General features: G+C 34.6%; 10 protein-coding genes. 7 read left to right on the forward strand and 3 right to left on the reverse strand.

The annotated features are described in order from the left end of the window. Position 1 precedes the first annotated feature (1 nt). A complete protein-coding gene (gene hemB / locus E1J38_RS03860; protein WP_133355757.1) occupies positions 2 to 991 on the forward strand; it encodes a porphobilinogen synthase in 990 nt (329 codons plus the stop codon). Here hemB and E1J38_RS03865 read toward each other — a convergent pair. Continuing rightward, positions 988 to 3,828: a hypothetical protein gene (locus E1J38_RS03865; protein ID WP_133355756.1), complete on the reverse strand. Its 2,841-nt coding sequence runs from the start codon at positions 3,826 to 3,828 to the stop codon at positions 988 to 990. The genes hemB and E1J38_RS03865 overlap by 4 nt on opposite strands. A gap of 103 nt (positions 3,829 to 3,931) precedes the next feature. Here E1J38_RS03865 and E1J38_RS03870 point away from each other — a divergent pair, with 103 nt between their 5' ends. Genes E1J38_RS03870 through E1J38_RS03890 form a run of 5 tightly spaced genes read left to right on the forward strand, consistent with a single transcriptional unit; the run spans position 3,932 to position 9,106 of the window. Next, positions 3,932 to 5,041: a CNNM domain-containing protein gene (locus E1J38_RS03870; protein ID WP_133355755.1), complete on the forward strand. Its 1,110-nt coding sequence runs from the start codon at positions 3,932 to 3,934 to the stop codon at positions 5,039 to 5,041. Next, entirely contained in the window at positions 5,041 to 5,514 is a 474-nt protein-coding gene (locus tag E1J38_RS03875; RefSeq protein WP_133355754.1) for a methylated-DNA--[protein]-cysteine S-methyltransferase, read from the forward strand. Before E1J38_RS03870 ends, E1J38_RS03875 begins: the two co-directional genes overlap by 1 nt. A gap of 48 nt (positions 5,515 to 5,562) precedes the next feature. After that, positions 5,563 to 6,717: a serine hydrolase domain-containing protein gene (locus E1J38_RS03880; RefSeq protein ID WP_133355753.1), complete on the forward strand. Its 1,155-nt coding sequence runs from the start codon at positions 5,563 to 5,565 to the stop codon at positions 6,715 to 6,717. After that, complete coding sequence (locus E1J38_RS03885; RefSeq protein WP_133355752.1) at positions 6,714 to 7,427, forward strand: 3'-5' exonuclease; 714 nt, start codon at positions 6,714 to 6,716, stop codon at positions 7,425 to 7,427. Before E1J38_RS03880 ends, E1J38_RS03885 begins: the two co-directional genes overlap by 4 nt. Further along, the gene (locus tag E1J38_RS03890) at positions 7,427 to 9,106 is read left to right on the forward strand and encodes an ABC transporter ATP-binding protein (protein WP_133355751.1); all 1,680 of its coding nucleotides are present in this window, start codon (positions 7,427 to 7,429) and stop codon (positions 9,104 to 9,106) included. Before E1J38_RS03885 ends, E1J38_RS03890 begins: the two co-directional genes overlap by 1 nt. On the opposite strand, the gene E1J38_RS15070 is transcribed toward E1J38_RS03890, so the two are convergent. Then, entirely contained in the window at positions 9,101 to 9,253 is a 153-nt protein-coding gene (locus E1J38_RS15070; protein ID WP_186525811.1) for a hypothetical protein, read from the reverse strand. The two genes, E1J38_RS03890 and E1J38_RS15070, sit on opposite strands and share 6 nt — an antisense overlap. A 247-nt stretch (positions 9,254 to 9,500) precedes the next feature. On the opposite strand from E1J38_RS15070, the gene E1J38_RS03895 reads away from it, so the two are divergent. Beyond that, positions 9,501 to 11,459 carry an acetoacetate--CoA ligase gene (locus tag E1J38_RS03895; RefSeq protein ID WP_133355750.1) on the forward strand — a complete coding sequence of 653 codons (1,959 nt, stop codon included), beginning with the start codon at positions 9,501 to 9,503 and terminating at the stop codon, positions 11,457 to 11,459. A gap of 3 nt (positions 11,460 to 11,462) precedes the next feature. Here E1J38_RS03895 and E1J38_RS03900 read toward each other — a convergent pair whose 3' ends face one another. After that, a complete protein-coding gene (locus tag E1J38_RS03900; protein WP_133355749.1) occupies positions 11,463 to 13,811 on the reverse strand; it encodes a penicillin-binding protein 1A in 2,349 nt (782 codons plus the stop codon). Between the last annotated feature and the right edge of the window lies 1 nt (position 13,812).

Genomic DNA, 13,812 nt, shown 5'->3' on the forward strand with positions numbered 1-13,812 from the left:
TATGTTCCCTCTTAGAAGAAACCGAAGACTAAGAACCAACGAAGCCATTCGCTCATTAGTTCGTGAAACCATTATAACACCAAACGATTTTTTAGTACCTCTTTTTGTAGTGGAAGGTAAAGGCATTAAAGATGAAATTCCATCGATGCCAAATTACTTTCGTTATAGTTTAGATTTGTTGGAGGGTGAAGTAAAAGAACTTTGGAAACTAGGTTTAAAATCGGTGTTACTTTTTGTAAAAGTACCAGACAACTTAAAAGACAATGCAGGAAAAGAAGCCCTAAACCCCAACGGACTCATGCAACGTGCCATCAAAACTGTTAAAAATGTGTGTCCGGATATGTTAGTAATGACAGATGTGGCATTAGATCCATATTCAGTTTACGGACATGATGGTATTATTGAAAACGGACAAATTATAAACGATGAAACTGCCGAAGTTTTGGCAGAAATAAGTATATCTCATGCGCAAGCTGGAGCTGATTTTGTAGCCCCAAGTGATATGATGGATGGCCGTATTTTAACCATTCGCGAGGCTTTGGAAGACGAAGGATTTACCAATACAGGGATTATGAGTTATTCGGCAAAATATGCTTCGGCATTTTATGGGCCTTTTAGAGATGCCTTAGATTCTGCCCCTGTGGATATCCAAGATATTCCAAAAGATAAAAAAACCTATCAAATGGATTACGCCAACAGGTTTGAAGCTATTAGAGAAACCGAAATGGATATTGATGAAGGCGCCGACATTGTGATGGTAAAACCAGGGATTTCTTATTTAGATATTGTTAGAGAAATTAAAAATGAAGTGTATGTTCCTGTAGCCGTGTACCAAGTATCTGGGGAATATGCCATGATAAAAGCTGCAGCCGAAAAAGGTTGGCTAGACCATGACCAGATTATGCTAGAAACTACTACGGCGTTTAAGCGTGCTGGTGCCGATATTATAGCATCTTACTTTGCTAAGGACGTTGTGAAATTGATCTCTTAATTATTTTCCAATCGTTTTTCTACAGTATAGGAAGTTTCAAAATAGCCCAATTTCCCATTTTGGGTAATGGCTTCAATGAGAATAAGTTTATCGCCTGTGCTGTCGTCATTATAAAACTCCAGTTGCGCCTCGCCTTTCTTATTGGACGTCATTGAAGGCTCCCAATGAATCACCGGCCGCAAATCTGGTATATCCCAATCTTCTGGTTTTAAAACATCATATTTAGGCACATAAAACTCCCGTTTGGTTGAGAAACCCAAAATTTTTCCTTTGTATATCCCTTTTGGTGATGACAGAGCAGACATGCCAACACCTCCATAAGTATAAATACTTATAATCCCAACTAAAGGTATAGCGGGTCTATCAAAAAGATCATTTCTTGGGAAAGCCTCTTGAAAATAGTGTAAAACAGCTCCACTTGGTTTTCTTAATATTTCAACACTTTTAATGTTTTCTACGGAGAGGAACGGCAACAATGGGTAGTCTATTCCTTCTACTATTTCCCCATCAATAAATACAAAAGCAACATTAGTTTCTGCAATTTTAGGAACTTCAAGAGATGGAACAATAGTATCTACTGGAGTAAAAGAAGGATCTTGTTTAACTCCAAAAGCTTCGGAAGGATAACGTACATTTTCGAAATAAATATCATCAGGAAATTTTACCCGGAGTAGGTCATAAAGCCCAGACATCCATTGTTCTTCCTCTTGAATCAGTTCTTCATTCTCAATAACCGTATCGGGTGCTCCGTGCAGTTTAAAAAGCTTCTCGCGTTCTGGGGTAACGTTGTACCCCGTGAGTTGCACGGCATCGAGCTCTACAGTATCATCAGAGAGGTTAAAACCTCCCGCCGCTCTTTTTTCCTCTGTTTTTAACTTTAAAATTTCAGAAATAACCGTATCTGGTAATGCCACTGCTTCTGCCCTTTCGAAAAAAATCTTTGGAGCTGGTAAAGGTTTATCTATGTTAATATCAAAATCTTTGGCCTTTCCTTTTTTATTTGCCGATTGTATTAATATTTCGAGCTCGTCTGTATAATGGTCTCTTAAGTTAAATACAAAATTCCCAATACTGTCTACGGTTTGCGTATATATCCCTGGCGGTTTACCTGAAGTGAGCATGGTTAAATCTACGCGTTTTTTAGGCGCTTTATTCTTGTTGAAAACAGAGCGTATATTTCCTGAGATTTGCATAGCCACCTCTGGCTTTATATCGAAACTAAAATTGGTATCGTTGTTATTAAACACATAATTTCGCCAACCCTGTGTGAGCATAAGCGCATCTAAATCACGTTTTCTGTAAATATTCTTTTTATCAAAATATATGCTTGGGGTTTCTATAAAACCCTTTAATTCTGAATGTAACAAAAAATAAGATAATATGTCGGGTTGATAATTTCGGTTTGCAGCTAATTTGTCCTTATCCATTACCAGAGTAGAGAAGTTTGCTGGGACGGATTTACCATCCTTATTTGTAATATTAAGGTTTAAAACCGTTTTATCACGCTTGGTGTAAGCCTCTTTATCTGTGCTTGCTGTTATATTGAGTAAACTACTTTCATCAAAATTAAAAAACAAACGTTCGCAAACAGGGAGGTTATCACTATTAAAAAGTGTTATGCCAACAATACCATTGGGGAGTTCGGTTTTCTTTACTAGGGCTTCATGTTTTCCATGCTCTAAAATAAAAGGATGCTTTTGGATTAATACCCCGCGGCTTTTAACTTCAACATAAAGACTGTCTTTGGTTTCTATATTGCTCTTTATGCTCAAGCCCATAAATTCACTCGTTTCTCCTACTCTCAAGAGATATCCGGTTTCCATCACTTTTGGCAAAGGGTATTTATAAGCTAGTTTATCAGCCCCCATTATCTTTCCATAATAGGTCTTATTTTTATCGGGCATAAAGAACACAAAACCCATACCTATTTTGTTGGTTGAAAAGGATGTAACTATACTATCGATTTCATCAACAATGTAACCGCTAACTTCGGCTCCTAAACCTTCACCATTAATAGATTTATAGGCCACTTTATTTGTAAAACCATCTACCATCTTTCCGCCCTCTGGGAAAAATTGCAGGTCTATAAAGTCGTTATTAAGTACAATAGTTTTAGAATAGGTGCTTTCTACCTTACGTTTTCGGTTTTTTAATTTGGTATCCTCTAGCTTTACCTTAAGTTCTATCTTAAATAGGTCTTTAGGAACAACGTACTCAATTGCATATTGTCCATTAACAGGTTTAACCTCTATGGAATCCTGTAATGCTTCTGAAGCAAGATATATTCTTAAGTCCTTTTTGTAATCTCGTTTTAGGGTTTCAGGGTGTATTTTTGCAGTTATTTTTAGCTCATTTGCTCCTATCTCAGTTAACACTAAATCTGATACAACGTCTTGCTTTCTTTTAAAATTTAACTTGAATACATCGATATACTGTTTAAAAACAAAATCCGACCCAAAATTACTATTCCACGTCGTATAGGCCCTTACCAAATAACGTCCTGGAGAAAGCTTATCACTTAACTCGAAAAAACTATAGGCCAGACCATTTTCTAACTTGAGCTTTTTTGTGGTTACAATGTTCTCATCGTAATCGATAAGCTCTACATGCAAAATACCACTTAATTTCGATGGAACATTTAAGGTATTGGTCACAATGGCTTTGAACCAAATGGTTTCTCCGGTAGCGAAAATAGTATTGCTAAGCTGAAGGTATATCTTTTCGGAAAAAGCATTTCTGTTAATGCTCTTCTGAGAATTCGTGTTTTGAGAATACCCATTAAAAAAAGTTAAAATAAAGATTACTTTAACCCAGTAACGCATAGCAAATTTCTTCATTTTCATGCATTTTCTTTCTTTAAAAATAACTAAAATCTACTGCTTTTAGAAATATTTAGTATTAATTAACTTTTGTAAATTAGCCTCTATAAAACCCATTTAAATGGCCTTACTGATATTCTACGGTGTTATTTCAATTTTCTTCTCCTTTTTATGCTCCATTCTAGAAGCTGTTTTATTGAGTGTAACCCCAACTTTTATTAATCTTAAAAAGAAGGAAGGTAAAGCCTATGCCTTAGAACTCGAAGCACTTAAAAAGGATGTAGACCGCCCTTTAATTGCAATTCTCACTTTAAATACAATCGCCCATACAGTTGGTGCTATATTAGTTGGTGTACAAGCAAAAGTAGCCTATGCAGAAATGTATGGTTCTGAAACGAAAACCATCCTTGGAATAAGATATACTGAGGATGTCATGGTGGGCGTAGTGTCTACCATCATGACCATTTTAATATTAATTGCCTCTGAAATAATTCCAAAAACGATAGGTGCTACCTATTGGAAAGGACTCTCAAACTTTACAGCAAAAGCCTTAAATGTGCTTATTTTCCCGTTAAAATGGACAGGTATGCTTTGGTTACTGCAATTAACCACAAAACTCATTGGAGGTAAAGGTCACGGTAGTATTCTGAGTAGAGAAGGTTTTATGGCTATGACCGATATGGCTCATGAAGAAGGGGTTTTTCAAGAAAACGAAAGTATTATTATAAAAAATCTACTAACGTTTAAGGAGGTATCTGCTAAAGATGTTATGACCCCAAGAACTATCATGCAAATTGAAAATGCTACTACTACCGTTGAAGATTTTTTTAAAAGAAACTTAAATTTACGTTTTTCCAGAATCCCCATATATACCGGCAATACAGATAATATTACAGGGCTAGTTTTAAAGGATGAAATTTTTAAAGAAATGGCTTTGGACAACGGTTCTAAAACCCTTTCAGATTTAAAACGAAATATTATTGTAGTTCATAGAAATTTACCCATCCCAACATTATTTGAAAAGCTGGTTGAAAGCAAAAACCACATGGCTTTAGTGGTTGATGAATACGGTTCGGTTAGTGGCTTAGTTACTATGGAAGATGTGATTGAAACACTACTTGGTCTGGAAATTATGGATGAAAGTGATAATGTATCTGACCTACAAGTACAAGCCAGAAAAAACTGGGAAGCCCGAGCCAAAAAATTAGGACTTCTTAAAGATGAAGACTAATGGAAGAATGTATCATCAATACGCCTTTAGGTTTTACCAAAATTACGGGTGATGATGATGGTGTTAATTCCGTCACTATTTTAAACACAGAAGAAAAAACTACAGATATCATTCCTGAAATTTTGGAAGATTGTGTGATACAGCTTAAAGAATATTTTGAAGGGTCACGTAAGCAATTCAGTTTAAAACTCAACCCACAAGGAACGGATTTTCAAAATAAAGTTTGGAAACAATTGGAACAAATTCCTTACGGAAAAACGATATCGTATTTAGAATTATCAAAACAATTGGGAAATGCAAAGGCCATAAGAGCTGTTGCTAATGCCAATGGTAAAAATCCATTATGGATAATTGTACCATGTCACCGCGTTATTGGGTCTGATAGTCGTTTAACAGGATATGCTGGAGGCTTACACCGTAAGCAATGGTTACTAAATCATGAAAGCCCATTTAAACAGCAATCTTTATTTTAATTCATTATTCAATGAATTTATTCCTATATTTAATAATAAAATTCATAAATGAAGTTTTTAAAAAAATTCTTTAAATGGTTATTAATTACCATTGGGCTAATAGTTGTTTTACTCTATATTTTTGATTATGGCTACATCTTAAGAGGTGCTCGCATTGTTTATTTTACAGGACATAATACTGCCTTTATTGATGATTATTCCTATTTTGAAAATGATGTTATAGAAAAAGGAGATACGCCCGAACCTTGGCCAAATCATACAAGTTATAATAAAGTACAAGAAACCGAGAAGCTTTCTAAAGTTAACCAAGATTGGGGTACTATTGCCTATTTAATTATTAAAAATGATAGTGTTTGGTTTGAGAAATATTACGATGGCTTTGATGAAAACTCGAAAACAAATTCATTTTCTATGGCTAAAAGTATTACAACCACTTTATTGGGTAAAGCTATAATGGATGGCTACATTGAAAATTTAAACCAACCCATAAGCGATTTTTATCCGCAATATGATTATGCCAAAACAACAGTAGGTGATTTAGCATCTATGGCTTCAGGTTTAGATTGGATAGAACATTATACAAGTCCGTTTTCCGTAACAGCTAGAGCTAATTATGATGATGATTTAGCTGAGACCATTTTAAATCAAAAGGTGATAAAAACTCCAGGTGTTGAGTTTGAATACCTTAGTGGCAGCACACAACTTTTAGGTATGATAATTCAAAAAGCAACCCAAAAACCCCTGGCAAATTATTTATCCGAAAGCTTTTGGAAACCTATGGGAGCAACCAATGATGCTTTATGGCAACTAGATGATGATAAAAATAGATTAGCAAAGGCGTTTTGCTGTATTTCTAGCAGTGCTAGAGATTTTGCTCGTTTCGGAAAATTATACAAAGATTATGGAAAATGGAATGGTAAGCAACTTTTAGATTCTGCATTTGTTGTAAAGTCTATTACACCTCGTTTTCCTGAAAGTCCAGAGTATGGTTACGGATGGTGGCTATACAAAAAAAATGATAAGAACTTTTTTATGATGCGGGGGCATTTGGGACAATACGTCATTGTTGAACCTAACGACAACTTAATTATTATACGTTTAGGGCATGAAAAATCTAGCGATGCTTCAAGGAAAAAACCGAACCCTTTTACCGAAGATATAATTACATATATTGATGAAGCTTATAAAATGCTTAGAGAATGATTTCAAAAGTAAACCTAGAAAACATACTATTCCTAGATATTGAAACGGTCCCAGAACAGCAATATTTCTCAGATTTAGACAAGGAAAAACAAATCCTTTGGGAAAACAAATCACAATATCAACGTAAGGACGACTTTACTGCAGAAGAATTTTATGATCGTGCTGGTATTTGGGCAGAATTTGGAAAAATCATCTGTATTTCTGTAGGGTATTTTAACTTTCATGGTGATACAAGAAAATTTAGAGTGACTTCTTTTTATGGTGATGAGATTACTATTTTAAAAGAATTTAAAAATCTTTTAATTACACATTTTAGTCAAACCAAACACTTACTTTGTGCCCACAATGGAAAAGAATTCGACTTTCCTTACATTGCACGCCGAATGATTATTAATAATATTGAATTACCATACAAGCTTAACCTTTTTGGGAAAAAACCATGGGAAGTCCCTCATTTGGATACTCTAGAATTATGGAAGTTTGGCGATTATAAAACCTATACATCTTTAAAATTATTAACCAATGTTTTAGGTATTCCATCTCCAAAAGATGATATAGATGGTAGTGAGGTGTATAGTGTGTATTATGGAGAAAATAATATTGATAGAATCATACAGTACTGTGAAAAGGATACGATTGCTGTGGCTCAAATCTTTTTAAGATTTCAAGGTGAAGACATTTTAGATGACGATGAAATTATCCATATTTAATGAATCCAAAACCTATTTTATCAGTTAAAAACCTTTCCATTTCATTTGGTAACAATGAAGTAATTCATAACATTTCCTATAACCTCTTTAAAAATGAAATTTTAGGGATTGTTGGTGAGTCTGGTTCTGGTAAATCGGTATCATCATTATCCATTTTAGGCCTGCTCCCAAAAGGTGTTTCTAAAATCACCTCTGGAAGTATTATGTTTAATAATACAGATTTAACAAGGCTTTCTTCAAAAGCATTTCAAACAATCAGAGGTAATAAAACAGCCATGATATTTCAAGAACCCATGAGTTCCTTGAACCCCTCAATTTCCTGTGGTAAACAGGTTCAAGAAATTTTATTTCAACATACCAACTTATCTAAATCTGAAACTAAATCGGAAGTCATTTCCCTGTTTGAAAAAGTAAAATTACCTGATCCAAACAGGGTGTTTAAATCTTATCCTCATGAAATTTCTGGCGGACAAAAGCAACGTGTTATTATAGCTATGGCAATTGCTTGTAAGCCAGATATTTTAATAGCAGATGAGCCCACAACCGCTTTAGATGTAACTGTGCAAAAAGAGATTATCAAATTGCTAAAAACACTCCAAAAGGAAACTAAAATGAGTGTTATATTCATTACGCATGATTTAGCGTTGATATCTGAAATTGCTGATAGGGTTCTAGTTATGTACCAAGGTAATATTGTTGAAGAAGGTGATGTTTACAGCACTTTTAATAACCCTAAGCACAATTATACCAAAGCACTCATTAATTCCCGTCCTTCGTTAGATACTAGATTAAAAGTCTTGCCTACCATTCAAGATTATTTAGATGATTCCATTTCGGGAGAAATAGTAACAGAAGAACAACGCAAACTTCAACATAAAAAGCTTTATAATAAACCACCCTTATTGGAAGTTATAAATGTTGAAAAGACATACTTTTCAAAATCTGGTTGGTTAAAAAAACCAACCGTCTTTAAGGCAGTCAATAACATCAGTTTTAAATTGTATGAAGGCGAAACACTAGGTTTAGTTGGCGAATCGGGTTGTGGTAAATCTACTCTTGGGAATGCTATTCTTCAATTAGATAAAGCAACAGCAGGACAAATTATGTACAAAGGTGTTGACATAACCAAACTTTCTAAATACGAGTTGAAAAAACTTCGGAAAGACATTCAAATCATTTTTCAAGATCCGTATTCATCATTAAATCCAAGAATTCCTGTTGGAGAAGCTATTATGGAACCTATGAGAATTCATAAGCTTTTTAATTCTGATAAAGAACGAAAAGTAAAAGCGCTTGAAATATTAAGAAGTGTTGGATTATCTGAAGATTATTTTAACCGATATCCGCATGAATTTTCAGGAGGACAAAGGCAACGTATTGGCATTGCTAGAACTATAGCATTACAGCCTAAACTCATTGTTTGCGATGAATCAGTTTCAGCATTGGATATATCAGTTCAAGCACAGGTTTTAAACTTGCTTAATAAACTTAAAGAAACGTTTGGATTTACCTATATTTTCATTTCACATGATTTAGCAGTGGTAAAATATATGTCTGACCAACTTTTGGTTATGAATCAAGGTAAGGTTGAAGAACTTGATGATGCTGATGTAATCTATAACTCCCCAAAGAAAGATTACACTAAAAAGTTAATTCATGCTATCCCTAAAGGGTTATAGCATGAATACACGTTTTGTTAGATATATTAAACTTTTAAAAAAACGTAAATTATCCTGAAGGGTTTCTTTAAACTTCCATTCATTTAATGGAAGTTCCTCAGGTAGGTTTGGTTCGAACGTAGGTAGTTCAGGTAGATTTGGTTCCATATTTCTGTAGGTTAAGTTCATGGTAGATTTGGAATAATCTATAAATGTAATTTGGTAAATTTGGGGACTGCTAATATCAAATTATTTTTCAATTAATCAGATTAAAAACATATAATTTCGATGAAATGCATTTTATTTTAACATTTTTGTCGATATTACTATAAATTTTACTTGAAGTACCCTTTTCCTAAAAAGTTAAAACTGCAGTTAAATTTTTATCTTTGAAAGAACTTAGACGGTTTAATTCATGAAAAAGCTTTGGGAAGGTTCTAATAATTTTAAACAAAACAGCCTACTAAACAAATATTGCAACTGGCTGAAAGAGCAATACAATTTGTCATTTGAAAATTATCATGATGTATGGCAATGGTCTGTTGAAAATATTGAAGATTTTTGGGAAAGTGTCTGGAAGTACTTTCAGATAAAATCTCATTCGCCTTACACCCAAGTGTTGTCATCATACAATATGCCTCATTGTAAATGGTTTGAAGGTGCTTCTCTAAATTATTCCGAACACATTTTTAGGCAATCTAAACCAAATAAAATAGCTATATTTTTCAGTAATGAATCTGGAATAAACATAGAAATTACTTGGGATGAATTGGAAAGAAAAGTAGCTTCCATGGTAAGCTATTTAAAATCTCTAGGAGTCACTAAAGGAGATAGAGTTGTAGCCTATTTACCCAATGTTCCTGAAGCAACTATTGCTTTTTTGGCAACTAATGCTCTTGGTGCTATTTGGTCTAGTACCTCCCCAGATTTTGGTACTGAAAGTGTTGTAAATCGCTTTGCTCAAATAGAACCTAAAGTTTTATTTGCTGTTGATGGTTACACCTATAACGGAAAACCTTTTGATAAAACTGAAACAGTTATAGACATTGTTTCGTCTTTGCCTACTTTAAAAAAAGTAATTGTTCTACCCTATTTAAACAAAAAAGCCCTAGACAATTTACCTAATGAATATTTAGATATTAATACTATTTATAGTATTAATGGATATGAATTGCAGTTTCAACCTGTAGACTTTAATCATCCAATTTGGGTACTATACTCATCTGGAACCACAGGGTTACCAAAAGCTATTGTACACTCACATGGTGGTATTTTACTTGAACATTACAAGTATATGGCATTTCATAACAATGTCCGTGAAGGTGAACGTTATTTTTGGTTCACTACCACTGGTTGGATGATGTGGAATTTTTTACAATCTGCTTTACTTATGGGAGCTTCCATAGTGCTTTATGATGGAAGCCCAACCTATCCAAAATTTGATTCACTTTGGAGGTTTTCAGACAATTTAACCATTGATCATTTTGGAACTAGTGCCCCTTATTTGGTTGCCAATATGAAAAAGCAACTTGATATTAAAAAAGCACATAGCCTGCAATCTATAAAATCTATAAGCTCTACAGGAGCTCCTTTACCTACTGAAGCTTTTGATTATGTATATAAAAACATAAAAACCGATGTTTGGTTATGTTCCATGGCAGGAGGAACAGATGTTTGTACAGCATTTGTAGGTGGTATGCCATTGTATGCTCTACACTCTGGTGAAATTCAGTGTAGAGCTTTGGGAGTTTCTCTGTATGCCTTAGATGATTTAGGCAACCCTATTGAAGATGATTTAGGTGAAATGGTTATTGATAAACCTATGCCCTCTATGCCTATTTACTTTTGGAATGACAAGAACAATACCCGATATCTGGCAAGTTATTTTGAAGACTATCCTGGTAAGTGGCGCCACGGCGATTTTATTAAGATTAACTCCAAAACCAAAGGTTTGATAATTTTTGGACGCTCTGATGCTACATTGAACAGACACGGCATTAGAATTGGCACGAGTGAAATTTACAGTGCTGTAAACAAAATCAATGATGTTGAAGATTCTTTAATTATAAATCTAGAATTAGAAGGAGGTAAACACTACATGCCTCTATTTGTAAAGTTAAAAGCAGGAATCCCATTAACAGATAATATTAAACAAGCTATAAATTATCAACTGAGAAGTGATTATTCTCCACGTCATGTACCAGATGAAATCATTGAAGTTACAGACATTCCTTATACCATTAGTGGAAAAAAAATGGAGGCTCCGGTAAAAAAGATATTACTTAAAATGCCCATTGAAAAATCTATTAATATTGATGCCATGCGCAATCCTGAATCTATAGCGTTTTATGTTGAGTTTGCCAGAAATCTTTAGAATCTAAAATTCTAATTCTTCAGGAATGGTGTTGTCTAAGTTATCATTAACAATATCATCTTTAACTATTTTAGAGCAATCAACTATAATTGATAATTCTTCAGGCTCTTCAAATTCTTCCTTTGATATGTTAAGGGTTTCATCATTATAACAACTCTTCATATATAACCCCCAAATAGGCAAAGCCATAGAAGCCCCTTGTCCATAGGTTATGCTTGCAAAATGTGCAGCTCTATCTTCGGCACCAACCCAAACACCCGTCACTAGATTAGGTACCATACCCATAAACCAACCATCACTTTGGTTTTGAGTAGTTCCAGTTTTTCCTGCAATAGGATTATCAAACTTGTAAGGATAACCAGTAATTATTTCTTTATACTCTGGACTAGTAGCACCAGAATGTCTTAATCTAGTACCAGACCCACCTTCAGTTACTCCTTCTAAAAGTTTTACAGTTACATAAGCAGTTTCTTCACTTAAAACATCACGAGTTTCTGGTTTGAATTGATACAGTACGGTTCCGTTTTTATCTTCAATAGTGGTTACCATTACAGGCTTTGTATATACTCCTTTATTAGCGAAGGTAGCATAAGCACCTACCATTTCATAAACACTTAAATCTGGTGTTCCTAAAGCAATAGAAGGTACTGGAAGTATATTAGACTCCACACCTAACTTATTAGCTAAATCTACCACCGGTTGCGGTCCTACTTTATCAATTAGGCGTGCTGTAATGGTATTAACTGAGTTAGCTAGAGCGTTTTGTAGTGTTCTAGTTCCTCCATAGTCATTTTCTCCTCCTGAGTTTCTTGGACACCATTCTTCAGGATTCCCATATTTATTGGCCTCAATACAAAATGGGGTATCTGGAAATACCTGACATGGCGAGTAATGTAATTGATCTATGGCTGCTGTATAAACAAACGGCTTAAATGTAGACCCTATTTGTCTTTTTCCTTGCTTAACCATGTCATACTGGAAATGTCTGTAATTAATCCCTCCAACCCATGCCTTTACATGACCTGTGTGCGGATCCATGGACATCATTCCTGTTCTTAAAAAAGATTTGTAATATCTCATAGAATCCCATGGTTTCATAATGGTATCTATCTCACTTGCAACGCCATCTTTCCACTCAAAAACTTTCATTTCAACAGGTTTTTGAAACGAGGCTTTTATCTCTTCGTCTGATTTTTTTAAATCATATTTCATGTGTCTCCAGCGTTCAGATTGCTTCATTGATTTTCGCATCAAAGTATCAATAGCCCCACGTGTTAATTCTAAAAATGGCGCTGTAGGATTACGTTTTGGTGTGTTTTGATGGAAAAACTCTGCTTGTAACCTTGGCATATGCTGCTGAACAGCGTCTTCAGCATATTGTTGCATGCGAGAATCTATAGTTGTATAAATTTTTAAACCATCATTATACAAGTTCCATTTTGAGCCGTCTGGTTTTGGATTCTCTTTAATCCAATCTTTCATAAAGCCATCTAAATAGCCTCTAAAATACGTCGCTAATCCATCACGATGTGACTGAGGTGTGTATTTTAAATCGAGTTCTGTTTTTTGAAGTGAATCTTTTAATTTTTCGTCTATATAACCATATTTTGCCATTTGAGCCAAAACCACATTCCGTCTATCTCGTACCATTTCTGGGCGCCTTCTCGGATTAAAAAGAGAAGAGTTCTTAAACATTCCCACCAACATAGCCGATTCCTTCAAGTCTAACTCTTCTGGCTCTTTATCAAAATATATACTTGATGCACTTCTGATACCATCGGCATTGTTTAAAAAATCATAAATATTAAAATATTGGGCAATGATTTCCTCTTTAGTATATTGGCGTTCCAAGCGCGTAGCGATAATCCATTCTTTTACTTTTTGAAAGCCTCGCTCAAACTTACTGTCTGATACTTGTTTTGTGAATAATTGTTTTGCCAATTGTTGTGAAATAGTACTGGCTCCACCTCCTCGTCCTAATTTAACAATAGCTCTTAAAGTCCCTCTAGCGTCAATTCCAGAATGCTCATGATAACGAGCGTCTTCTGTAGCAATCAAAGCTTCCACCAAATGTTTTGGAAGTTGATTATAACTTACTGGGGTTCTATTATCATTTAAATAAAATTTACCAATGGTTTTTCTATCCGAAGAAATAATTTCGGCTGCCAAGTGCGTTTTTAAGTTTTCCAATTGGGTATGGTCTGGAAGCTTGCCGAAAACACCCCAAGATGCCATTAGAAAAATAAATACTACAGATAAAACACCCACAGAAAATAAAATCCAAAACCAACGAATGTATTTTGAAAAATTTGGGGTAGCGGTTTTTTTATTTTTTGCTTTTGTTTTTGCCATT

The sequence above is a fragment of the Seonamhaeicola sediminis genome, assembly GCF_004358095.2.
Classification (GTDB): domain Bacteria; phylum Bacteroidota; class Bacteroidia; order Flavobacteriales; family Flavobacteriaceae; genus Seonamhaeicola; species Seonamhaeicola sediminis.